The sequence below is a fragment of the Myxococcales bacterium genome (genome assembly GCA_022184915.1).
Lineage (GTDB): Bacteria > Myxococcota_A > Polyangia > Fen-1088 > Fen-1088 > JAGTJU01.
This window is the reverse complement of record JAGTJU010000002.1, coordinates 453,182-474,955: the sequence shown is the minus strand read 5'-3', so window position 1 is coordinate 474,955 and position 21,774 is coordinate 453,182. Positions and strand designations below refer to the sequence as shown.

The window sequence follows — 21,774 nt, the reverse complement described above, 5'->3', positions numbered from 1 at the left end:
GGCCCGAAGGGGCAAGAGATGAGGATGAGATATGGGAAATAAGCTGTTTGTTGGAAATCTGTCGTTCGAGGTTGGTGAGGACGAGCTGCGCAACGTGTTCGCAGAATGTGGCGACGTGCGTTCGGTGTCGGTCCCTCTCGACCGGTACACCAACAACCCACGCGGCTTCGCCTTCGTGGAGATGGGATCCGAGGGCGAGAGCGCCAGCGCGATCCAGAACCTGAACGGACGCGACCTCCGCGGCCGGACCCTGCGCGTGAGCGAGGCGCTCGATCGCGGCGGGGGCGGAGCGCGGGGCGGCGGCGGCGGGGGCGGCCGCGAACGCAGTGACCGCGGCGGGCAAGGCGGAAGTCGCTGGTAGCCTAGACCACGGATTGAACGGACGGCTCGGGGCATCCGCCTCGGGCCGTTTTCGTTTTCGGGGGGCTAAAGCGCCCCAGCCATCCCCAACACGGCACCGTGGCCATCCTGCACGGGCGCGACGGTGGGGACCCACGAGGTGGTGTCCAGCTGCCGGTTGCGCTCGTCGGGCTCCATGTCGCTGGTGAGCAAGGCGGCTCCCAGCAGGCCGCCCCCCACGCCCAGAGCAAGGGCGCCAAAACCGCCCGAGGCCGAAGCGCCCTCGCCTGCGAAGGCAAGGTAAAGCCCTCCCAGAAACAAGCCACCGCACAGGCCTCCCAGGTCGATGAAGCGCACCCGCGCGATGCTGGGATTCAGCCGATCGCCCAACAACACGCCGCCAAGCGCGCCTGCGTTCAGCGCGATCGCGGCGGCCAAAAGGGACGCGTCACCTCCGTCCGTGATCGCCGCCGTGGCGAACCCTGCAACCGAGCCCGACCACAGAGCCCCCGAGCCCATGAGCGCGGCGCGGCCGGGCGTGGTGCCATGGAGCTGCCCCACGAGGCCCCCAGCCACGGCCCCCAGGGTGCTGGTACCCCAAAGAATCGTGGCCACGGTCTTGCCTTCGAGGTCATCGAAGGGCGCGCTTTTGGCCTGCTTCCACAGGATCCACGCAAGTCCCTCCTCGAACCCCACGAACAGGCCCGAGGAGATCGCCTGGGCGGCGCCGTAACGAAGCCCAGGGCCCCGATCGAGCTGGCGCACCAGCAAGGCCGCGGCCCCCGCAAAGCCCAGTGTCGGTAGGATACCGGCAGCGGCCGAAGCGGGTTCGGTGTGGACAGCGAGCGTGATGCCCGTCCCCAGTCCGTAAATCACAGACGACGTATAGAGAACGGCAAGTTCGTCGGTGGTGCGTCGGTCATCGCGAACACGGGTGCGAGGGTTTGGGTCTGCCCTGCCCGTCTGCAAGGTGAGGTCGTGCTTCCACCAATACGTGGCCAGCCACGACTGCTCCAGGGCCAGACGTTTGCGCGCCACGTCCGGGGCTGCAGCCGCAAGGCTCGTGAACGAGTAGCTGGCCACCGCGAACTGCCCATCACGCAAGAGCAAACGGGCAGCGTCGTACGCGCGTTCCCAGTCGTCGGGGGACAGCCGCTCGCGTGGCACCCTCGCGCTGGGGTCAAGCGCCGAGCGGTCGTCGGGCGAGCCGACCTCTTCGGCCCGGGTGGTGCCCGGCATATACATCACGAACAGGGAAGAGAGGACGCAGATCAGTCTGGGGAGAGCGCTCATGTGAGGGGTGGTCAGTACAACACGAAGGCGGGTTCCCTGGGGAGGAAGTATCTGGCCAAGCGGGTGGGACGGGCTTGCGCTTCGTGCGTGAGCTGGAGGCGGGCAGGCCCACGTTGCGCCTGGACAAGGTGAACCAGGTCCCGGCGTTCTTCGGCGCGCACCTCGTGCCCGAGCCCTTGCCACCCGCTTGGGAGATCCCATGAGCCGCCGCGGCCGGGCGGCGGGGGGAAACGGCGGCCAAGGCTTGCTCGGCCTGGGGCCGCTCGAGGGTTGTCGTACGGTTTCATGGATGCGCGCCGTCACCGTAGCTGCGACGTGTGCTCCCAGCGGATGACGTGCGGGTTGCGTTGTCAAGGTGGCGCGACAGGTGCCTTCTTGCGTTAGTCTTCACAACCATGCATTGCCCGGTCTCGAGCCCGCTTGTCCAGCGTTATCGGCCGGTGGTTATTCCCGCGGCCTTCCTAGCAACGATGGGAATTGCACCCCTCCGTCGAGGCATAGCCCGCTTACAAACGGCGGCAATTGTGTTCGATCAGACCTTTGACCTCGAGGAGTGCTCCCGCATCGAGAATCTTCACTTCGCCACCGAGTCGCGCGGCTCCCTCGTTTTCTACGAGAGCGAACACACGCTCGTTGCCATTCACCTGTTCAACGGCTTTCACGCGAACCGCTAAACCCGTAAACGCGTTCGGATCGTCCGCGCGTTTGGCCGAACCCAACAAGGTCCGCAGCTTATTCGCTGCGCCCTCGCCCAACTCGCAACGGGTACCGCGGAAGTCAATGTTTTGGGTGTAGGTCTGAGACTGACGGCATTTCTGGGAGAATTCAGCGGGTCGCTGATTGGATGGAAATGACGTCATTGACGACGGTGATTTGAGCCTGGAACGTGGCAGCCAACAATGCCCAGGCGTGGTCGAACCGTTCGCTCTGTGCCCACCCGCGAAGGTTGAGGATTGCTTGCCCGCCCTCGTGGCCCCAGCGCATGCCACTTTGCTTCAGGCGCTGAGTGACCAGGGTTTTGCATGCGGCCTCGGTGATGCCAGTGCCGATTGGCAAGCCTTGCTCCGCTAGCTCCGCATAGCGCATGCGCTTTCGTCGTTTCCTGAAGTAGGCCAGTTCAGTTGCGATCGTACTGCTTCTCGGATGCTTGGCTTTAAGATGCGCCAGAGATCGTATGACTTTACCCACCCCGTCTGGATCTTCTCGAAGAACATGGCGGAGGTCTGCATACCTGCGCCTTGCTTCCACGGTGCCGTCTCCATACGCGGCGGCCACAGCCTTGTTGAGATGTTCGGCCGCGTGGAAGAAGTCGACGACCTCCTCGCCAGGGGGCAGAGCATCATGAAGGTATATCCAGTTGTCGTTGGCCCCGTCTGCGGCCTTGACCAATCGCAGGTCAGGTCGTTGCGCAAGCGCAGCATCCAACTCCGCTTTGAGAGCCGCCTTGAGAGATCTTTTGTGAGGCTCAGGCATGCGTGCCGTTCGCACCGCTGCCAGGAGCCCCCCAGCCTTGTCGTAGAAGGAAAGCGTCGCGCAACCGACCTCTTGATATCCAGCTGGCCCCCTCGTCAGCTGTCCTCGGGACGCCGTCTCGGCACGTTTGTCGGCCCCCTGGCCGTCTTTCATCGGAGCCATCACTCCATCAAGGCTTGCCATAACCGTTACGGCTGCTGGCGGGACCTGCATAGCATCACGAAGGGTCTGCTCGAACACTCGTTTGTCGTCGTTCCAGTGCTGGGCGAGAACCTTCGGCAATCGGTCCAGGCTGCTCTTCGATGGCGCCATGTTTCCGACTCGCTTGAACAGCTCCTCCCCTGTCTGTGGGGTCACTTTGGGACACGACCCAGGCCCCTTGCCGAGCTGCTAGCGGGCTCCAGAAGCCGCCCACGATGCCCGTATTGAGCTCCATGGGAACGATGGCTCGTTCTCTGTCATCCGTTCGGTCCTTGTACAGCGTCCGCATGACCTTCACGGGGCCCGCAGCGGTCATGTATGTTTCCTCAGCGTGCAAAACTCTTCGGAACGTCGTCCCACGGACTTCGATCATGGGCACATCGACGTCGGCGCGGGTCAAATCGTCCTTCAGAAGCTCGCGTTCCACCTCCTGTAGCTCCTGATGCAGACGCTCCTCGAAGTGCTCGAATGTTTCCTTGGTCCCACGGCGACGCATTCCCTCATCTTCCAGGAGCGCCCGCAGTTTCGCCATCCACATCGGCTCCCGCCGTTGATTCGTGCCCTTACCGCCCCCGTTGACCATCCTCAGTTTCGTCATGCAACCTCAACCCCTCCCGACTCCTTCGAATTCCCGTGTAGACGAATTTTCGCGAGAAATCGCGTCAGTGCCGGATCTACACCCAGAATATTCTGTCAACTAACGTTAGCCGCCTCGCGTCCTGGGCCTCGCTGCCGGCGGCCCCGGGTACCTAGCGCGAGCCGCACTCGTCAGAAGTACTTTAACCACGGGCTGCTAAGTGATCGGAAGATCAAACTTTTTCGGTGGCCTGAACAGTTACCGGGAACCTCCCAGACAAACGCCCTCGTGCTGTTCCTTCAACGAATCGGCTACTCGATCAGTGGGACGAGTCCCATTTCATCCTCTATCGGTAGTGCATCTCGCAAATAAAGTGCATGCAAAACACTAGATGAATTGCTCCCGATGGGTATTGAGCTTCCGACGTCTTTCAAGGGAGCGAACGTTTCCGCGCGTTGCATGTCGCGCAACCGACGTAAGGCTTGCGCATCAGCTCCCTCTACCAAATGCCCTTTTCCGCGTGGCAGCGCTTCACTAGGGGAAACGAAAGATTCGAGAGGCTTACTTAAAGGCCAGGGTGCCGGCCCGGAATTCCAACTGACGAAGGTTCCATCGAGCGGCACAACGGCAATCCTGACGGGGCCGTCCAGTGCTGTTCCTTTATCGAAGAGCTCTTTAAGCAATACGCGAGCCTCCTTGAATATGGCCACAACCTGTGGTTGGCCAGAAGAGCAAGAGTCAGTGCAGAGGACAGACAACCCGTTGACCGCAAGCCGCAATGGAGATGCGTCGTTCACCTGAACCTCGGGCTTATGCACCCCCTCCAGCGCTGACCAAGTGTTGAGTTTCAGGCGTATTTCAATTGACTGGACCTCGGGTGGACTGAGGACGCCGGTTCGTGTTTCGCCAAGTGGGCCATGAACGCTGCGCGAAGCTACCCAGTATCTGCATTTTCCATCAATGAAGATGAACTCGTGGCCATTTTCTGAAACAACCTGTGAGCCAGCCGCCAGCCTCGCTAACTCAACTCCTTGAGAAAACCCAAAAGCCAAAGGAGATGAATTGGCTGCAGTCGCACTGCACTGAATGAAAGCATCTGTTCGCGAGGGATTCGCTCCATCTTTCGGTCCTTCGATCCCTCCATCTCGAGAGACTGCGGGGTCGCCGCCTTGGCATCCTGAGAGGACAAGTACGGCCAATAGCCCCGCGCGACCACCACGTCGAAACAGCCCAGACGTCATCGCTCAACGATACTACCTCTCGCGCCGAGAAGGTCCATGCTGACCTTGACCCCAGCGTTGAGCAACACGGACGTGAACGCCTTGTCCGTGAACTGCGACCCCTGGTCGGTGTTGAAAATGGACGGTGTTCCGAACTTTCCCATCGCTTCCCGCAGCGCCTCGATGCAGAAAGTGCTGTCCATGGAATTGGACACGCGCCACTGTTAGGTCTCACGTAAATCCGTAAACCCCCAGGAAGGAATTCCCGCACTGGGTCCCTGGTGGTTTTCGTGATGAGGGGGCGGAAAGCGGGACAAGGGTGAGGTGGCTTTTTGCGGGAAACGGGGATCTGGGTGAGGCTACCGGCCGGCAGGCATAACGCCCGCCCTTGGGACCCCAGAAAAAGGTTGGGCCCGCCACGGAGGCAACCGTGCGAGCCCTTGGCCGGTCGTGCAGTTGCGCCAAGCGACAGTACTGACCAGCGAGCAATACGTTAAGCAGGAAGGCTGGCAACAGGCAAGGCTCGAGCGGTGTCCGGCGCACGGATCTGGTAGCAAATGTGGCTTTCGCAGCCTCGGGACCTACGCCCGGGTGGAGCCAGCTGGGATGCGGGTGGCCCGGTACTACTGCCCGACGGCACATCGGACCTTCAGCCTGTTGCCCGACTGCTTGGCGTCTCGGCTCAGTGGCTCCCTGGAGGAGGTCGAGGCCGTGGTGACCGCGGTGGAGGCCGCGCCGTCGATAGAGGCAGCCGCCGATCGGCTGCGGCCAGACATCGAACTGCCCGGGGCGGTGCGATGGGTGCGCCGCCGCTACAGCGCCACCCGGGCGGCCCTGCTGGTGCTGGTGACCTCGACGCCCGCGCTGCTCGGCAACTGCGAGCCCACGCTCGCTGAGGTCCGCCAGCGTCTGGGCACTCCGGTACTGCGGCACGTACGAGCCGAATCCGAGAAGCAGCTTGGCGCCTTGCCCGCGCCAGTCGGATTCGGCCCCCGCAGTCGAGCCGCCAGCAGACTGTGGACACCTCGCGAACACGAAACGGGGCCAGACCCGCCGCCCTAACGCCTGTAGTGGTCGAGGCATAGGCGCTCACCGCCAAAACCACGGGCGCCGAGGAGAAAACATGGACACCCAAGCCGACGACAACGAGCGACGCAAGGCCGTCGCGCTCTTTCGCTATGGTGTGATTGCCGACCTATTGCACTGGCCCAAAGGCAAGCGAGGCCTGGGCGAGCAAATCGCAAAGAAGGCGGACCGCACCTACGACATCCCCGGCTCACGCAGGAGCCGTATCGCTGCCGAAACCATCAGAGACTGGCTCAAGGCCTATCGCCACGGCGGCTTCGATGCCCTGATGCCCAAGGCGCGCAGTGACGAGGGGCAGGCACGCAAGATCCCACAGTCCATCGTGGACCTTCTGTGCATGGTCAAGGAAGACAGGCCCGCACTGTCTGTGCGCATGGTCATCGATGCCGTGCGAGCCTCGGGCGAGGTACCACAGGACCTGGAGCTGGCGCCAGCCACGGTGCATCGGGTGCTCTCTCGTGCAGGCTTGATGGCTCGCAAGCCCGAGACGCCAACGAGCAACGACCGCCGTCGCTTCGCCTTCGCGAAGGCGGGGGAGATGTGGATGAGCGACGTGATGCACGGACCGTCCGTGCTGATCGGAGGCAAGCGCCGCCAAAAGACGTATCTCATCTCATTCATGGACGACGCCACCCGAGTCGTCCCGTACGCTGCCTTCGCGCTCGGCGAAAACGTCTCTTGTTTCATGCCCGTCTTCGAGCAAGCGCTGCGACGGCGTGGACTTCCCCTGCGGCTTTACGTCGACAACGGGGCAGCATATCGGTCGCATCATCTGTCCCTCGTCTGTGCCAGGCTGGGCGTGACTCTCATCCATGCACGCCCCTACCAGCCCCAGGGCAAGGGCAAGCAGGAGCGCTGGCACCGCGAGGTGCGCCGGCAATGCCTTGGCACCCTCGCCGAAGGAGACACTGCGAGCCTCGAAGCCCTCAACCGCAAGCTCTGGACCTGGGTCGAGGGGGAGTACCACCAGGCCCCTCACAGAGGCCTTGATGGCGAGACCCCGCTCGAGCGCTGGGCTCGCGCTTGCGACGAGGTGCGGCTGCCGGACATCGGCGCAGACTTCAGTGCGCTCTTTCTCTTCGAGGAAAAGCGCAAGGTACACAAAGACAGGACCGTCAGCTTGCGGGGCGTCGTCTATGAGGTGGACGCTTCGCTCGTCGGCGAAACCGTCTCTTTGCGCTTCGACCCGAGCCGGGTCGGCAAGCCCGTCGAGCTCTGGGTCAAGGGGCGCAAAGTCGGCCTGGCCAAACCCGTCGATGCGTATGCCAACTGCTTCGTCAAACGCGACAACGAGGTGCGCTCCGTCCTGCGTGCCGACCGCGTTGCACCGAATCCGCCAGAAGGACTTCGCCTGCGCGACTTCGACGTCGTCGAGCACCACGACCAAGGAGAGCGATGATGTACCGCAAGCACTTCGGCCTGAACCGCCATCCCTTCGGCAAGGAGGTCGAGCCTGATGACCTCTTTGTCTCATCTGCAAGTCAGGAGCTGTCGGTCCGCCTCAATCACCTCATCGAGATGAGGGGCATCGGCCTCGTCACGGGCGACAGCGGCAGCGGGAAGACCACTGCCTGTCGCAAGGTAGTCTCGGGACTGCACACGGGGCTACACAAGGTGGTCTACGTCGCCCACTCGACCGGCAACGTCATGGACGTCTACAAAGCCATCGCCTGGGAAATGGGCCTGCCCACCGAGCGCAACCGTGCCGCCGTGTATCGGCAGATCCGAACCGAGGTCACACGCCTGACCACCGAGGCACGGTGTCGCCCCATCCTCATCGTCGATGAGGCCCATCATCTCAGGCCTGACGTGCTCGAAGACCTCAGGCTCCTGACCAACTACCAAATGGACGCAGAGAATCGGCTTTGCCTGCTGCTGGTGGGACAATCTGAGCTGCGTCGTCGACTGGGCATGGCTGTCTACGAGGCGCTCAGCCAGCGCATCGTCATGCGCTATCACTTCGCAGGTCTTTCCCGTGAGGAGCTGTCCGGATACTTTGCTCACCGGCTTCGCCTCGCGGGGACCGAGCTGCCGCTCTTTGATCCCGCAGCCCTCGAGGCAACCTTCCAGGCCACAGGAGGTCTGCCACGAAAAGTGAACCTCCTTGCTCACCACGCCCTCATGGCCGCAGCTCTCGCACGGGCCAAATCCGTGACTGTCGAGCACGTCCAGGCAGCTTTGCCGGAGGTCGGGTGACCATGGGCACTACGATTCCATTGGAGGCTGGTCCCATCATCCAGCCCGGGCTCGACGAGCTTTGTGTCGCGCCCGCGATCGGCGTCCTTGCCGCCCTGGACGCCACGCTCGCAGCTGCTGCCCAACAGCTACACGCAGCGCATCCAGACCTAACCCTGGGCGGGCTGGCCTTTGGTGAGCCGCTCTCACCGCAAGCGCGCTCGGCGTACCTCCTTCTCTTTCGCTGTGTCGACTTGCGCACCGCGATCAGGGAATACAGGCACGTGGCCATCGACAACGCCTGCGACCAGCTCGACCTGCCCTTCTGAACCCCGAGAAGAATCCCCAAATCAGCCCCGGCTTCGCCTCAACCGCGCCGGGGCTTCTCCATTTGTGCCCTTATCCAACCCGGCACGCACCCACCCTCCAATCTGAGAAATCAACCCCCTGTCAGGGTGATCTTCGCTGAGAAACTCGAGGTGAGATAGCGTGAGAGACAACACGCCACGATAGAACGCGCCGCGAATACCAATCCATCACGGCAACCAGATAGCAATGCCCCATCGCCGTGGGGATGTACGTAATGTCCGAAGCCCACACCTGGTTCGGCCGCACGATATTCAAGTTTCTCAGCAGATACGGAAATTTCTCATGCTCGGGGCTTGCCATCGTCGTACACGGCTTCGGGGCAAGTGCCTCCAAGCCCATGGCCCTCATCAGCCGTTGTACGCGCTTTCTGTTCACCCGCTTGCCACGGTTGCGCAAAAGCCGAGACAACTGCCGACTCCCCGCCGCTGGAAATTCTAGATGCAACCGATCAAGCTCGGTGCACAGTTTCAGGTCCTCTTCTGGGGCTTCCATTCCCTCGAAGTAAAACGTCGACCTGGGCAAGTCGAGCAGTTCGCATTGCCTTCGGATGGAGATTTTCTCTTTGGGCTCGACCATGGCGCATTTCTCCTTCACCGGATTCGCGCGAGCCCGCGTGCTAAAAAATCGTTCTCCAACGTCAGCTGACCAACCTTGCGTAGAAGCTCGGTCTCGCGTTCGGCGCCCAGCGCCTCGTCGTCGCTCGCACGACCTTGCTCAAACACTACTGCCATTCGCTCGATGGCCTCGGCTTTCCATTTGTGCACCAGATTCGGGTTCAGCTTGTAGACCCGCGCGATTTCCGCGATTGTGGTTTGTTCCCGTATCGCTTCCAGCGCTACTTTTGCCTTGAACGCGGCCGTATGCTTTTGTCGTTTCCGTTTCATGGGGGTAGATTCCTCTCGTTTCGAGGCGAATCACACCTTACCCCGTGGTCCAGTTTTTGGGGTCCACTTCCCACGTCCTGCCGAACCTCGTATAGCCCACCCACATACGTCGTCCTTCGCGTCAACGTGGGACCAAATACAGTCTTCTTTTCGTACCGACCTCCCTCCGCATCGTACAGATACGTTGTCGTCGCTCCTCCCGATACGATCTTCTCCGGAAGGTCAAATGCGTTGTACGTCACCACCTGGCCTGGCCGCTCCCACTGCCGCCCCGCCCCGTCGTACTTAAACTCCGCGTCGCTCCCGTTGCCCACCTCCCATCGCCGCGTCCTCACTGCGTGCGGGCGCGGAGCCCCCGCCGAAGGGTACGCGTAGCGAATGTCCTCAACCGGACTGTTTGCCGCACCATTCATGAATGTCTTTCGGCCCGTCAAATTGCCGTTGTCTGAGAACTCGTACTTTACACCGAACGCCGCTTGACTGCAGTTCGCACTCCCACCCGCAACGTCGCGCACGCACCACGTCTCGAGCCGGTTCAGAGCATCGTACCCAAACGTCTCCGTAAAGGCCCCACCGCTCGCCACACCGTCCCGCCTCTCCTTCACGAAGCCACCCGGTGTTCGCACGTAGCTGGCCTGCTGCAGTATCGAACTGCCCAACTTCGTCGTAATGCCATCGATCCACCCACGCCTCTGGTTCCACGTCCTCGTGGTCTCAACCAGCTGACCGAAGCGCTCCAACGTGATGCGGTTCGAGTCGTCACGCGCCAAAGCCTCCCAAAATACCTGGGTGGGGTTGTCAGCGTTCCGCACCCGCGACAGAGACCCATTGATCTCGTTGTAAACGTATTGCACGCGCGTCGTAGCCCCCTGACCCACACGCCCTGCAAGCCGCGCCTCGGGATACGTCAACACGTCCAAACGTCCCGCATCGTCGAACGACCGCTTGAACACGTGCTCCACCCCGTTCCGAACCGTCGATTCCACCACTGCGCGCCCCAGCCTATCGTACCCGAACGCCTTCACCACGCCGTCGGGTGAGGCGCTCCAGTGAAGCTGGCCGACGCCGTTCGGCGCGGTGTCCCATCGAAATGCCGTCGAGTGTACCCCCGCCGGCCTGCCGGTGTTTGGATCCGCAAGCTCTTCCACGCGTTGCTCTGTCGTTCGACCCATAAGGTCCTGTTCAAACGTCGTGACTCCGCCGAGAGCATCCTCCTCTCGACGAACCTCGCCAAGGCCATTGTAGAACGTCTTCGTCTCACCCGCATCCGGATCGCTGAGTGAAGTCCGCCGGCCCAGACTGTCGTAGGTTATGGTCGTTGTGCTCTAGCAGCGGTGTACACGCTGATCCTGTCGTGCCGGAATCTGGGCATCGATACCCGCGACTACCTCATCGACGTGCTCGGGAGGATCCGCGGCGGCTGGCCCGTCAGCAGGCTCAGCGAACTCACGACAGACGCTTGGGCAGGCCAAGCACGCTCTGGGGGGTGAGGGCCACCGGTCCCGGGGGGCGTAGCTTGCGTGGGCGGGCTGCTGTGCGCCTCTGGCCTGGCGAACAGAGCAACCCCGGTGGAGCTTACTGGCCGCGCACTTGACCGCCACCAGGCTGGGCGTAACGGGCTTACAGCGCTACTCCTTCAGCTCCTTGATCAGGGTCGTCGCATCACAAGGCCGAGAGGCCTTGACGACCGACCACTGTCTGATGTCCACGAGATAGCAGGCGGTGGGCCCGACAGACGTTCCTTGAAACGTTAAAGTCTCCCAACCTTTTCCTTCCTCAAAACGTGGGATCATGACGACTTCTACGTGGCGAGCACTCCTCGCGTGATGCCAAGTCACCTCGCACGTGAAGTTTAGCGGATTCTTTTCCTTTACAGACAGGCCTTCTTGGCGGTCGCGATACCCTTGAACGACCACCATCGACTTTAGGTGTTCGCCGCTGAGCTTCACAGTAGCTGGCACGTTCTTCAAGCTTTGAATCCGAAGGTCAATCTCCCTCCCGTCCTTTCCGATGACCCGCAGAGGCACACTCAAGTCCTTCCGCGGTTCTGGCCCAGAACCTGAGCACGACAACTGAACTAACACGAGAAGGAGGGACAGTTCGGTCCACCTTAAGAACCTCGTGTCGGCCATCATTAGCGAAGATTCTCCCCTGCGCTGAACTTTCGCCGCTGCGGCCCGTCGTTTTCAGGCAGCGCGATCACTTCGTTGTCGATGCTTCCTGGTATTGGCACTTCTTCTTGACTACTCTCGCCCACAATGTACTTCAGTTCTTGTCAATCTGGCGTCTCGGGTATTGATGCCACGGGGGGCCCCCGGCTTCGCATGCCCACTTCACATCGCCAGACGTGCGCGTTTTCCGGCCCCCGTCCATCAGCTGACCTGCGCCCTAACCCGCTAAGGCGGGACCACTTCAGGCTGTCAGAAACCGTCAATGGTTGTCGCCACCAAAAAGCAACTGATGGTGATCATTCTTGAAACGGACGTCAGAAGAATCCTCACAACAAGACCTTCTGGGATCTCTCTTCGACCATCCGGTACCACAGTGGTTGGAGGATTCAAGCACCGCTAGTCTCACTGAGTCCACGATATAGCATTCTTCTTTTCCCAAAGACGTTGAGTGGATCGGAGCACTACCTGCCGACTCCCCTGAGGCCAGAGCGGGAACAAGGGCAATGTGGACAAAGCGCGCTGCGGGCGTCTCCCGAGACACCTGAATCCTGTAGTTGGAGAGTGGAAAGTTGGCTTCGACCTCGCCCCTGACGCGGTGCTCATACACAACACGTAGCAGCTGAAACGCGCCTCCAGAAATGGACAGCTCATCAAGCTCGTGACTTGAATTCGCAGACATTCGCTCCCCGCGCAGGTTTGAAGGCACACCTACCCTCGTTGGGATCGGCCTGCTTGCGGAGAGGGAGCATGCAACCCCAAGTACAAGGATTGCTGGAAGCATCTGTCCGTCGGGCATAAGTTTCTCCGGGTTCTCCAACTGCATCGATTCGCGCAAATACGCTGGTAAGGTTAGGTGCGCTCGCCAGGTCAAAACGGAAGATCCACGAATAGCGACGCACCTGGAAACCGGACCAAACCGGCCTGGGTAATGGCTCTACCCCGAAGAGTTCCGGGCGCATCCCATGGTGCCAGGGGAACCTGGTGGGGTCGTCTTGCCATGTCGTTCAGAGTATCTCTGTCCTCTTGGCTCCAACCAGTACCGATTGGATGCGTATGAGAGAGCGTCACGGTGAACGAGTTGTGCGGTGCTGCCTGACTTACTCGATCCCAATCCACGGAGGCGCCGCTATGGCCCTCAACCAGAGACCCAATGAAATACCAGCCGGGATGCTCCTTCTGGATGAAGACCGCAACACCATACTCTCGTGTTTCGCCCAACGCGTTAGTTGTCCCCTGCTTTTCAAGGAGGGAGTGGGCTGCTTCCATGGCGTCCTTCGTAGTACGGTAGGCTCCGTTGTGACCAAATGTCGTTTGGGGCCCGTAAGCGTTGCCGGATACCCCGCCACCTGCACTCCCCTCCTTTCCTCGGTGCGGGTTCTCACCTGCTCTGTCTCCATACCTCGGCGCGTCCGTTGCCGTGTTCTTCTTTCCTCCCCCGTTGTCGGCTATCGCGCCGGCGGTTGACAGTCCGTTCCTGTCCTTCGAGGCCCCCTGGCCGGCGTTGCTTGCGGCTTGCTCCTTCAATGCCTTTTCGATGACTGCGGCCGTCGTCTTGCCCAACGAGCCACCCATGCTCCTCCCGAACTCGCCGCTGGACTCAACGTGAATTCTTGCAAGTTCAAACTTCGCAGACATCGTGCCCCTATCACCGGAGCTGGTGTAGGCCGTCATCTCCATGCCCAGGCTGAAGGTATCGATGTCATGCGCACCTGCTGGCCCCTGCGACATCCAAAAGGCCTCTTCGGCGCGCGCTCTTGCATCGATCAGCCTCATCTCTGAAACCCACTGCGGTTCAACGTAGATCTGCTGATTAGCGTAGCTCGACGAATACCCCGTAGGATCCGTAGCTCCTACCGGATTCCCCATCACGTACATGTACCGGTTGTAGCTTTGGCTGTACTGCGGTGCCTGTACCAACGGGTCAGCCGAGTTGAATCGCCCATTTACGGGGTCGAAGATTCGCCCCTGCATGTTGATCACCCCCAGGTCGTCCACCTCCATCTCGTGCCCGGTAAACCCGCGCGTGACCCCAGCAATCCCTGGCACAGCCGCTCCATCAAGTCGAGGCGCCTGCTGCGGGTTGAACCGGTTTCCGTACGGATCCGTGTACGTCTTCGGGCTCATTACACCCGCTTCACTCGTCGAAAATGACACCGTTCCCAGGTGGTCGTTGTGCAGATACTCCACCTCCAGCCGGCTCAGATCTGAACTCCGTCGCTCCAGCTGAGCGATCACCGTGTTCCCCAACCCGACGTAGTAGACATGCGTCTCTTCGTTGTTCCCCGCGGACGTTCCCACGTCCTGCCGAACCTCGTATAGCCCACCCACATACGTCGTCCTTCGCGTCAACGTGGGACCAAATACAGTCTTCTTTTCGTACCGACCTCCCTCCGCATCGTACAGATACGTTGTCGTCGCTCCTCCCGATACGATCTTCTCCGGAAGGTCAAATGCGTTGTACGTCACCACCTGGCCTGGCCGCTCCCACTGCCGCCCCGCCCCGTCGTACTTAAACTCCGCGTCGCTCCCGTTGCCCACCTCCCATCGCCGCGTCCTCACTGCGTGCGGGCGCGGAGCCCCCGCCGAAGGGTACGCGTAGCGAATGTCCTCAACCGGACTGTTTGCCGCACCATTCATGAATGTCTTTCGGCCCGTCAAATTGCCGTTGTCTGAGAACTCGTACTTTACACCGAACGCCGCTTGGCTGCAGTTCGCACTCCCACCCGAAACGTCGCGCACGCACCACGTCTCGAGCCGGTTCAGAGCATCGTACCCAAACGTCTCCGTAAAGGCCCCACCGCTCGCCACACCCTCCCGCCTCTCCTTCACGAAGCCACCCGGTGTTCGCACGTAGCTGGCCTGCTGCAGTATCGAACTGCCCAACTTCGTCGTAATGCCATCGATCCACCCACGCCTCTGGTTCCACGTCCTCGTGGTCTCCACCAGCTGACCGAAGCGCTCCGACGTGATGCGGTTCGAGTCGTCACGCGCCAAAGCCTCCCAAAATACCTGGGTGGGGTTGTCAGCGTTCCGCACCCGCGACAGAGACCCATTGATCTCGTTGTAAACGTATTGCACGCGCGTCGTAGCCCCCTGACCCGCACTTTGCCCTGCGAGCCGCGCCTCGGGATACGTCAACACGTCCAAACGTCCCGCGTCGTCGAACGACCGTTTGAACACGTGCTCCACCCCGTTCCGAACCGTCGATTCCACCACTGCGCGCCCCAGCCTATCGTACCCGAACGCCTTCACCACGCCGTCGGGTGAGGCGCTCCAGTGAAGCTGGCCGACGCCGTTCGGCGCGGTGCCCGCCTGCCGCCGGGAGAGGGCCCGGGACCACCGCGTACGTCCGCGGGCGGCTCGATTCGTAGCGATATGCTACGATTGACGCTATGGGACTTGCGAAGCGAATCGCGGAGCACACCGAGCCCTCCATCGAGGACACGGTGTTGTTGTTGCCCAACGCGACGTGGGCCGATTATCAGCGGCACCTCGAAATGCGAGGGGAAAAGTCCGCACCTCGCATCTCGTTTCTGGAAGGAACCATCGAAATCGTGAGCCCTTCACGCACACACGAGGAAATCAAGTCACTCATCGGGTGTCTCGTGGAAGTGTGGTGCCTCGAAAAGAACATCGAGTTTCGGGCTCTGGGTTCGTGGACGCTCGAGAACAAAGACGAGCGCCGCGGGGTGGAGCCGGATGAATGCTACGTGTTCGGCGACAAGCCACAGACCAGCCGCCCAGACCTTGCCATTGAAGTGGTGTGGACGTCCGGCGGTTTGAACAAGCTCGAAATCTACCGCAAGCTGGGGGGCCAAGAAGTCTGGTTCTGGCAGCGCGGGATCATCAGCATTCATGTCCTGCACGACGACACGTACCAGGAAGTGAAGGCCAGCTTGAACCTCGTGGGCATTGACGTGACGCAGTTGGCGTCGTTTCTCGATCGGCCGTCAACCAGCCAAGCGATGCGCGACTACCGCGCGCACCTTCAAGCGGGCTAACCGGGTAAGCCCGCGGCCGCGACGCCTGGCTACCCTGGTCCGGGGGACCTCGGGCCGCTGGGCACCTGGCCCCGGGTGCTCAGAGGAGTTTCGTGCGGTCGGAGAGACTCGAACTCTCACAAGGTTTCCCTCACTAGAACCTGAATCTAGCGCGTCTACCAATTCCGCCACGACCGCGACGGGACCGGAACATTAGGGGAGAGTTTCGCTTCGGTCAAGCGGCGGGCGGGGGAGATTCAGCCCGAAACACTTTTCGGCACGAGGCGGCACCCCTGTGCGAACATCGCCCCCGATGAAACACCGCCTCGTGCGCCTCCTCGCTTGGGTCGTGGCGCTCGCCATCCTGGCTTTTCTCTTCACCCGCATCCCCGTGGCTGACGTGGGGCGGGCCCTCGCGCAGGCCGCCCCCTGGACAATCCCCGTCATCGCCCTCGCCGTCATCCTGGTTTATGCCGCCGATGCCTTCGCGGCGTGGAAGACGTTTTCGTGGTTCGCGGCCCCCCTGACCTACCGGGAAGCCCTGACCGTGCGGGGCGCCTCCTACATTCTGGCGATGGTGAACTATGCCGTGGGGCAAGGCGCCTTCGCCTACTTCCTCCACAAAACGAAGTCCGTTCCGCTCCTCCGGACCGCGGCCACGGTCCTCCTCATCATGGGCACGAACCTGCTGCTTTTGTTGTTCATGTCGTCCGCCGGTCTGCTGGCCGTGACCAACGTGCCCCCAGCGGCCTCCGCCACACTGGCCACCTCACGCGGGCTGGCCTTCGCAGGGTACGCAGGCCTCCTGGTTTACGTGGTGCTCGTGGTGACCAAACCCCGCTTTCTGGCGAAGCGCCAGATGTTCGAGGTGCTCTTTGCGGCGGGCATCACCGGGCACCTCAAGGCGCTGGCCGCCCGGGTGCCCCACATCCTTTCGTTGCTGGTTTTTGCCTACCTTTACCTCTACGCCTTCGGGGTGAAGGTGCCACCGCTTCAGGCGCTCGTGTTTCTGCCGATCTCGTTCCTGGTGGCAGCCGTTCCTCTTCCCGGGCAGGGGCTTGGCACCGCACAGGCGGTGATGGTGGCCATGTTTCGGCCCTACGCGGCGGGAACGGGCGCGCAGGCTGAAGCCACCGTGTTCGCGGCCAGCTTGACCGGCTGGGCACTGGCAACGGGCGTGCAAATGGCGATCGGGCTTTTTTGCCTCCGCAGCCAGTTGAGCCAGGTGCTCACCCGGCCCGCGCCCCCCCCCTCGTCCGAAGCCCTGGATTGAGCCATGCGACGCCCCGCGCCCCGTGCCCAGGTCCACTACAAAAAGCCCTCCCTCGTCAACCCGGTGTCCGTCGCCGTGTTTGCACTCATCGGAGGCCTCGTTTACCTGGGCATCTGCTACTGGCCGGTGCTGAGCTTGAAGTCTCGTGCCAAAAGCGCGATGCAGGAGTACCTGGTTCAGTTCTACCGCCTGAATCTCAATCACGAGAAGAAGCGCCTCACGAAGGACACCGAAGCCCTCCTCAAAGGCCTGCGCAGCGCCCTGGGCGTGGCCGGGGTGGCGGACCCGAACCTGCAGCTGAAGGTGGACATGAACCCCAAGATGGTCGCCCTCGACCTGCGCTTTTCGTCTGATTTCGTGTTGCTCGGCCTGGACAAACGGTACCCCCAGGACAACCACATCTTCGTGGAAACGGACGCGGCCCGGGTCGACTGGTAACCCCGCAAACCCACGAACGTCCGTCGGCTCCGAGACCGGCGCCTCACGTGTTACACTGCCCCCGACGTACGTGTGATGCCCAAGCTGATTGTCATCGCGAACGAGGGAGAACGGGACTTCGAGCTGGGCCCGGTGACCACCATCGGGCGCCACCCGGACAACACCATCCAGATCCTGGACCGCATCGTGTCGAAGGAACACGCCCAGGTGATTCGCCAAAGCGACGGGCGGTTCCTGTTCCGTGATCTCGGCAGCCTGAACGGCTCCTTCTACGCCGAAGAACGCGTGGGAGAGCGCGTTTTGGCAGACGGCGACGAGATCACGATGGGTGCGGCCCGCCTGGTGTTCCGGGCCCAGGCCTCGGCCCCCGCGCCCGCGGAGCAGGTCCGCATCGAACACTCCCAGGAGACGCTCATCCGGCAGACGCTCCACACCGAACAAGAAAACCAGGAGTTTCTGCCCGAGGTGCGCATCACGGACCTCGAGGTGCTCCGCCGCGACTACGAAAAGCTTCGCATGGCGCACGAGCTCGGCCGCGCCATCGGCCTCGAGGTGAACCTCGACGTGCTGCTCGACAAGATCATCACCAAAGCCTTCGATCTGCTGCCGGCCGATCGGGGCGTCATCCTGCTGCTGGAAAACGGCGCACCCACACCCCGGATCGCGCGTACGCGAGACGGGCGCACCGAGCAGATCGCGCTTTCGTCTTCCATCCTGAACGAAGTGCTCACGAAGAAGATCGCGGTGCTCTCCTCCGACGCGTCGATGGACAGCCGGTTTTCAGGCGCGCATTCGATCATCATTCAAGGCATCCGCTCGACCATGACCGTGCCGCTTTTGCACCAGGGCGAGATCTTGGGCCTCATGCACCTCGATTCGCTCATCACGGCCAACGCCTTTGGCGAAAAGGATCTGCAGATCTTCAGCAGCATCGCAGGGCAAGCCGCCGCCGCGATCTCGAACTCTTTATTGGCCAAGAAGATCGAGCACGAGGCCAGCACCCGCGCTCAGTTTCAGCGCCTGCTTTCGCCGAATCTGGTGGAGCAGGTGGTGCAAGGCCGGCTGCAGCTCGAAAAAGGTGGGCAGCGCAGCGAAGTGACCCTGCTGTTCTCTGACATCCGCGGATTCACCTCGATGAGCGAAACCACGTCGCCCGAAGAGATCGTTCGCATGTTGAACGAATACTTCGAGATCATGGTGGACGTGCTCTTCCGCCACCAGGGAACGCTCGACAAGTTCGTGGGTGACGAGATCATCGCTCTCTTCGGAGCCCCGGTGGCCCTGCCGAATGCGGAATTGTGTGCGATCGAGTGTGCCCTGGAGATGCTGAAGGTGCTCAAGGACTGGAACCGCGTGCGCGTGTCCGAAGGTCTGCCCGAGGTGCAGATCGGCCTTGGCATCAACACGGGCGAAGTGGTCACGGGCGCGATCGGCAGTTCACGCGCGCTTCAGTACACCGCCATCGGAGACGCCGTGAACACCACGTCCCGCCTGTGCTCGAACGCCAAAGCCGGCCAGCTGCTCGTCTCCGAAGACACCTATCGCAAGGTGATGGACCGTGTGGCGGCCATTCGCTTGCCCCCCCTCAAGGTGAAGGGGAAAGAAAAAGAGCTGGCCGTCTACAACGTGATCGGCATGCGTTCGAGCGACTGGCGGCAGGAATCCACGCGGCCCGTGTGAGGGCCCGGCGCCCGGGCGAGGGCCCCTCGAGGGGCCGCTTTCCCAAGCCATGGCGTGGCTGCGCGAGAGGTCAGGCGGTCTCGAGCGCCTTGGCCGTGGGGCCGTGCACGACCTCACCGGCATGTGTGAGCAAGGTGCCCCGGGTCACCTCCTCGGCCACGTCGATCGTGAGCGTGGGGCCGCCCTCGGCCTTCTTCAAGATGTGAAGCACCAAAGCCTGAATGTTCCGGGCGTAGAGCATGCTGGCGTCGAGAGGCATGGTCGCGGGCCAGTTCGTGGTGCCCACGATCAGCACCTCGTGCTTCACCACTTCGGCGCCCGGCTCGGTCAGCTCGCAGTTACCGCCCTGCTCGGCCGCAAGATCCACGATCACCGATCCGGGCCGCATCTTTTCGACGGTGGCCGCCGTGACCAGCCGGGGGGCCGGCTTGCCCGGGATCTGGGCCGTGGTGATGACCACGTCGGCGCTGGCCACGTGCTCGGCGATGATCGCCTGCTGCTTGGCCAGGAACTCGGCGGACATCTCTTTGGCGTACCCACCCTGCCCTTCGCCGCTTTCCTCCATCGGCAGGTCGATGAACTTGCCGCCCAGGGATTCCACCTGCTCCTTGACGGCGGGGCGCACGTCGGAAACCCAGATCACGGCGCCCAGCCGCTTGGCCGTTGCAATGGCCTGAAGCCCCGCCACGCCCGCGCCCATGATGACCACCTTCGCGGGTTGCACCGTGCCCGCAGCGGTCATCAGCAGCGGGAAGTACTTGCCAAGACGGCTCGCGCCCACCAGCACGGCCTTGTAGCCTGCAATGCTGGCCTGGGAGGACAGCGCATCCATCTTCTGTGCCCGCGTGATGCGCGGCACGAGCTCCATCGCCAAGGTGCTGATCTTCTGAGCCGCCAAGGCCTTGACGAGGGCTAGGTTCTTGTGAGGCGCGATGAAGGACACGAGGATGGCGCCAGGCTTCAAGGAAGCCGCCTGCTCCGGCGTGGGACCCACCACCTTCAAGACGAGGTCGGCTTGCCCCCACTCGAGGGCCGGCGCGGTGGTGATCCGCGCGCCGGCCTCGGAGTAGGTTGGATCGAGCAAGTGCGACGCCCGGCCGGCATCGGCCTCCACCACCACCTCGAGCCCCGCCTTGACGAAGGCTTTTACGGTTTCGGGGGTGGCCGCGACGCGGGTCTCACCGGCTTGGGTTTCTCTGGGGACGAAGACCTTCGGCATGGGCCCCGTAGATAACACGAATTCGTGTGTTCTTACGAGGGATCACACCGCGCAGAACTGCTCGTAGTCGATGAGTTCGATCTTGCTCCGGTCGACACCCTCACCGCAGGTGGGGCACTTCGGATCGCGCCGCAACTTCATCTCGCGGAACTTGGTGTTGACGGCGTCATACATGATCAGGCGTCCGGCCAGGTTCTTGCCCAGGCCCAGCAAGATCTTGATCGCCTCGGTGGCCTGTAAAACGCCCACCACGCCGGGGAGCACACCCAGCACGCCCGCTTCCTGGCACGACGGTGCCATGTCGGGCGGCGGGGGCTCGGGGTAGAGGCAGCGGTAGCACGGCCCTTCGTCGGGAATGAACGACGTGACCTGGCCCTCGAAGCGATAGATGCTGGCGTGAATTACGGGCTTGCCCAGCTTCAGCGCCGCGTCGTTGAGCAGGTAGCGCGTGGGGAAGTTGTCGACGCCGTCCACGATGACGTCGAAGTCCTTGATGATGTCGAGCACGTTGTCGGAGGACAGCCGCGTCTGAAACGGGATGACCTTGACGTCGGGGTTGAGCCCCTTGATGGTCTTGGCCGCCGACTCCACCTTGGGCGTGCCAATGCGGTCCGTGGCATGCAAGACCTGCCGCTGCAGGTTCGACGAATCGACCGTGTCGTCGTCGACGATACCGAAGGTGCCTACGCCCGCCGCGGCGAGGTACAGCGAGACCGGCGAGCCCAGCGCGCCCGCACCGATCGCCAGGACCTTCGCCTTGAGCAGCTTGATCTGCCCCTCCTCGCCCACCTCGGGAAGCATCGTGTGGCGCGAATAGCGAATGGCCTGCTCTTGCGTCATCACGTAGGGGCGATCGAAAGCGAGCCCTGCCCGCTTCCAGGCGGTGAAGCCCCCCGCCATCGACGACACGTTGGCGTAGCCCAGGGCCTCGAGCGACTTGGCCGCCAGCGCCGAACGCGTGCCACCGGCACAGTAGATGATGACCTCGCTCGACTTTTCGGGGACCTGCTCTTCGATGCGCAGCTCCAGGAAGCCGCGCGGGATCCACTTGGCTCCGGGGATGAAGCCCTCGAGCCACTCGTCCTTTTCCCGTACGTCGATGACGACGGGGCTGGTGCCGGGTTTTCCGCGAGCCGCGACGATCTCCCGAACGGAGGGGACGTCGACCTCACGGATCTGGCTCTTGATGTCCTTGAGAAAACTCGTAAACGTGGCCATAGGGTCGCCTTTCCTAGCGCGAAGTGCCCGAGGTCGCAATCGACCCGGTGGCAGCTAGGATGCCGCGCACCCCCGTGGGTTTCGCCGCAGGGCGTAGCTCGCACGCCGGACCGGCACGCGCGCCTCCCCGTTTTCGATGCCGTGCCAAGGGGGTCTTCTCAGCGCCGGACAAACCGAT

21 protein-coding genes and 1 tRNA gene are annotated in these 21,774 nt (G+C 62.3%); 10 read left to right on the top strand and 12 right to left on the bottom strand.

The window, feature by feature from the left end; translation table 11 throughout:
* Positions 1-31: 31 nt before the first annotated feature.
* Positions 32-361, top strand: coding sequence for an RNA-binding protein (locus KA712_09660; protein ID MCG5053211.1), 330 nt, complete (start codon positions 32-34; stop codon positions 359-361).
* Between the two features lie 65 nt (positions 362-426).
* Here KA712_09660 and KA712_09655 read toward each other — a convergent pair whose 3' ends face one another.
* From KA712_09655 to KA712_09635, 5 genes are all read right to left on the bottom strand, one after another.
* Positions 427-1,632 carry a hypothetical protein gene (locus KA712_09655; GenBank protein MCG5053210.1) on the bottom strand — a complete coding sequence of 402 codons (1,206 nt, stop codon included), beginning with the start codon at positions 1,630-1,632 and terminating at the stop codon, positions 427-429.
* A 506-nt stretch (positions 1,633-2,138) separates the two neighbouring features.
* Positions 2,139-2,354 carry a hypothetical protein gene (locus KA712_09650; GenBank protein MCG5053209.1) on the bottom strand — a complete coding sequence of 72 codons (216 nt, stop codon included), beginning with the start codon at positions 2,352-2,354 and terminating at the stop codon, positions 2,139-2,141.
* A gap of 103 nt (positions 2,355-2,457) precedes the next feature.
* Entirely contained in the window at positions 2,458-3,417 is a 960-nt protein-coding gene (locus tag KA712_09645) for a hypothetical protein (GenBank protein ID MCG5053208.1), read from the bottom strand.
* 777 nt (positions 3,418-4,194) lie between these two features.
* The gene (locus tag KA712_09640; GenBank protein ID MCG5053207.1) at positions 4,195-5,124 is read right to left on the bottom strand and encodes a hypothetical protein; all 930 of its coding nucleotides are present in this window, start codon (positions 5,122-5,124) and stop codon (positions 4,195-4,197) included.
* Complete coding sequence (locus KA712_09635) at positions 5,121-5,318, bottom strand: DDE-type integrase/transposase/recombinase (protein MCG5053206.1); 198 nt, start codon at positions 5,316-5,318, stop codon at positions 5,121-5,123. Before KA712_09635 ends, KA712_09640 begins: the two co-directional genes overlap by 4 nt.
* 391 nt (positions 5,319-5,709) lie before the next feature.
* Here KA712_09635 and KA712_09630 point away from each other — a divergent pair, with 391 nt between their 5' ends.
* The 4 genes from KA712_09630 to KA712_09615 all read left to right on the top strand — a co-directional run bounded on the left by KA712_09630 (position 5,710) and on the right by KA712_09615 (position 8,693).
* Positions 5,710-6,165, top strand: coding sequence for a hypothetical protein (locus KA712_09630; GenBank protein ID MCG5053205.1), 456 nt, complete (start codon positions 5,710-5,712; stop codon positions 6,163-6,165).
* A 61-nt stretch (positions 6,166-6,226) separates the two neighbouring features.
* Positions 6,227-7,588 carry a DDE-type integrase/transposase/recombinase gene (locus KA712_09625; GenBank protein ID MCG5053204.1) on the top strand — a complete coding sequence of 454 codons (1,362 nt, stop codon included), beginning with the start codon at positions 6,227-6,229 and terminating at the stop codon, positions 7,586-7,588.
* Positions 7,585-8,385: an AAA family ATPase gene (locus KA712_09620; protein MCG5053203.1), complete on the top strand. Its 801-nt coding sequence runs from the start codon at positions 7,585-7,587 to the stop codon at positions 8,383-8,385. The genes KA712_09625 and KA712_09620 overlap by 4 nt, the downstream gene beginning before the upstream one ends.
* 2 nt (positions 8,386-8,387) lie before the next feature.
* Entirely contained in the window at positions 8,388-8,693 is a 306-nt protein-coding gene (locus KA712_09615) for a hypothetical protein (GenBank protein MCG5053202.1), read from the top strand.
* 121 nt (positions 8,694-8,814) lie between these two features.
* Here KA712_09615 and KA712_09610 read toward each other — a convergent pair whose 3' ends face one another.
* From KA712_09610 to KA712_09600, 3 genes are read right to left on the bottom strand one after another with little or no spacing between them, the layout of a single operon-like run.
* Positions 8,815-9,309 (bottom strand): IS3 family transposase, encoded by a 495-nt coding sequence (locus KA712_09610; GenBank protein MCG5053201.1) that lies wholly within the window; start codon positions 9,307-9,309, stop codon positions 8,815-8,817.
* 14 nt (positions 9,310-9,323) lie between these two features.
* Complete coding sequence (locus KA712_09605) at positions 9,324-9,617, bottom strand: transposase (GenBank protein MCG5053200.1); 294 nt, start codon at positions 9,615-9,617, stop codon at positions 9,324-9,326.
* A complete protein-coding gene (locus tag KA712_09600) occupies positions 9,614-10,789 on the bottom strand; it encodes a hypothetical protein (protein ID MCG5053199.1) in 1,176 nt (391 codons plus the stop codon). The genes KA712_09605 and KA712_09600 overlap by 4 nt, the downstream gene beginning before the upstream one ends.
* Positions 10,790-10,951: 162 nt before the next feature.
* On the opposite strand from KA712_09600, the gene KA712_09595 reads away from it, so the two are divergent.
* Positions 10,952-11,107 (top strand): transposase domain-containing protein, encoded by a 156-nt coding sequence (locus KA712_09595; GenBank protein ID MCG5053198.1) that lies wholly within the window; start codon positions 10,952-10,954, stop codon positions 11,105-11,107.
* Positions 11,108-12,655: 1,548 nt separating this feature from the next.
* Here KA712_09595 and KA712_09590 read toward each other — a convergent pair.
* Positions 12,656-15,043 (bottom strand): RHS repeat-associated core domain-containing protein, encoded by a 2,388-nt coding sequence (locus KA712_09590; protein ID MCG5053197.1) that lies wholly within the window; start codon positions 15,041-15,043, stop codon positions 12,656-12,658.
* A 137-nt stretch (positions 15,044-15,180) separates the two neighbouring features.
* Between KA712_09590 and KA712_09585 the strand changes: the two genes are divergently transcribed.
* Positions 15,181-15,789, top strand: coding sequence for a Uma2 family endonuclease (locus tag KA712_09585; GenBank protein ID MCG5053196.1), 609 nt, complete (start codon positions 15,181-15,183; stop codon positions 15,787-15,789).
* Positions 15,790-15,882: 93 nt separating this feature from the next.
* On the opposite strand, the gene KA712_09580 is transcribed toward KA712_09585, so the two are convergent.
* Positions 15,883-15,966: transfer RNA gene (locus KA712_09580), tRNA-Leu, on the bottom strand.
* Positions 15,967-16,081: 115 nt separating this feature from the next.
* Between KA712_09580 and KA712_09575 the strand changes: the two genes are divergently transcribed.
* The 3 genes from KA712_09575 to KA712_09565 all read left to right on the top strand — a co-directional run bounded on the left by KA712_09575 (position 16,082) and on the right by KA712_09565 (position 19,159).
* Entirely contained in the window at positions 16,082-17,041 is a 960-nt protein-coding gene (locus KA712_09575; protein ID MCG5053195.1) for a flippase-like domain-containing protein, read from the top strand.
* 3 nt (positions 17,042-17,044) lie between these two features.
* The gene (locus KA712_09570) at positions 17,045-17,479 is read left to right on the top strand and encodes a hypothetical protein (GenBank protein ID MCG5053194.1); all 435 of its coding nucleotides are present in this window, start codon (positions 17,045-17,047) and stop codon (positions 17,477-17,479) included.
* Positions 17,480-17,554: 75 nt separating this feature from the next.
* On the top strand, positions 17,555-19,159 hold the full coding sequence (locus KA712_09565; GenBank protein MCG5053193.1) for an FHA domain-containing protein: 1,605 nt from the start codon (positions 17,555-17,557) through the stop codon (positions 19,157-19,159).
* 70 nt (positions 19,160-19,229) lie between these two features.
* Here KA712_09565 and KA712_09560 read toward each other — a convergent pair whose 3' ends face one another.
* Together KA712_09560 and moeB are read right to left on the bottom strand one after the other, a co-directional pair.
* Complete coding sequence (locus KA712_09560) at positions 19,230-20,378, bottom strand: Re/Si-specific NAD(P)(+) transhydrogenase subunit alpha (GenBank protein MCG5053192.1); 1,149 nt, start codon at positions 20,376-20,378, stop codon at positions 19,230-19,232.
* A gap of 42 nt (positions 20,379-20,420) precedes the next feature.
* The gene (gene moeB, locus KA712_09555; GenBank protein MCG5053191.1) at positions 20,421-21,596 is read right to left on the bottom strand and encodes a molybdopterin-synthase adenylyltransferase MoeB; all 1,176 of its coding nucleotides are present in this window, start codon (positions 21,594-21,596) and stop codon (positions 20,421-20,423) included.
* Between the last annotated feature and the right edge of the window lie 178 nt (positions 21,597-21,774).

Coding starts and splice junctions, on each gene's coding strand:
- KA712_09660 (MCG5053211.1), top strand. CDS start 32: ATGGGAAATAAGCTGTTTGTTGGAAATCTGTCGTTCGAGGTTGGTGAG.
- KA712_09655 (MCG5053210.1), bottom strand. CDS start 1,632: ATGAGCGCTCTCCCCAGACTGATCTGCGTCCTCTCTTCCCTGTTCGTG.
- KA712_09645 (MCG5053208.1), bottom strand. CDS start 3,417: ATGGCGCCATCGAAGAGCAGCCTGGACCGATTGCCGAAGGTTCTCGCC.
- KA712_09640 (MCG5053207.1), bottom strand. CDS start 5,124: ATGACGTCTGGGCTGTTTCGACGTGGTGGTCGCGCGGGGCTATTGGCC.
- KA712_09630 (MCG5053205.1), top strand. CDS start 5,710: ATGCGGGTGGCCCGGTACTACTGCCCGACGGCACATCGGACCTTCAGC.
- KA712_09625 (MCG5053204.1), top strand. CDS start 6,227: ATGGACACCCAAGCCGACGACAACGAGCGACGCAAGGCCGTCGCGCTC.
- KA712_09620 (MCG5053203.1), top strand. CDS start 7,585: ATGATGTACCGCAAGCACTTCGGCCTGAACCGCCATCCCTTCGGCAAG.
- KA712_09615 (MCG5053202.1), top strand. CDS start 8,388: ATGGGCACTACGATTCCATTGGAGGCTGGTCCCATCATCCAGCCCGGG.
- KA712_09610 (MCG5053201.1), bottom strand. CDS start 9,309: ATGGTCGAGCCCAAAGAGAAAATCTCCATCCGAAGGCAATGCGAACTG.
- KA712_09605 (MCG5053200.1), bottom strand. CDS start 9,617: ATGAAACGGAAACGACAAAAGCATACGGCCGCGTTCAAGGCAAAAGTA.
- KA712_09600 (MCG5053199.1), bottom strand. CDS start 10,789: ATGGGTCGAACGACAGAGCAACGCGTGGAAGAGCTTGCGGATCCAAAC.
- KA712_09585 (MCG5053196.1), top strand. CDS start 15,181: ATGGGACTTGCGAAGCGAATCGCGGAGCACACCGAGCCCTCCATCGAG.
- KA712_09575 (MCG5053195.1), top strand. CDS start 16,082: ATGAAACACCGCCTCGTGCGCCTCCTCGCTTGGGTCGTGGCGCTCGCC.
- KA712_09570 (MCG5053194.1), top strand. CDS start 17,045: ATGCGACGCCCCGCGCCCCGTGCCCAGGTCCACTACAAAAAGCCCTCC.
- KA712_09565 (MCG5053193.1), top strand. CDS start 17,555: ATGCCCAAGCTGATTGTCATCGCGAACGAGGGAGAACGGGACTTCGAG.
- KA712_09560 (MCG5053192.1), bottom strand. CDS start 20,378: ATGCCGAAGGTCTTCGTCCCCAGAGAAACCCAAGCCGGTGAGACCCGC.
- moeB (MCG5053191.1), bottom strand. CDS start 21,596: ATGGCCACGTTTACGAGTTTTCTCAAGGACATCAAGAGCCAGATCCGT.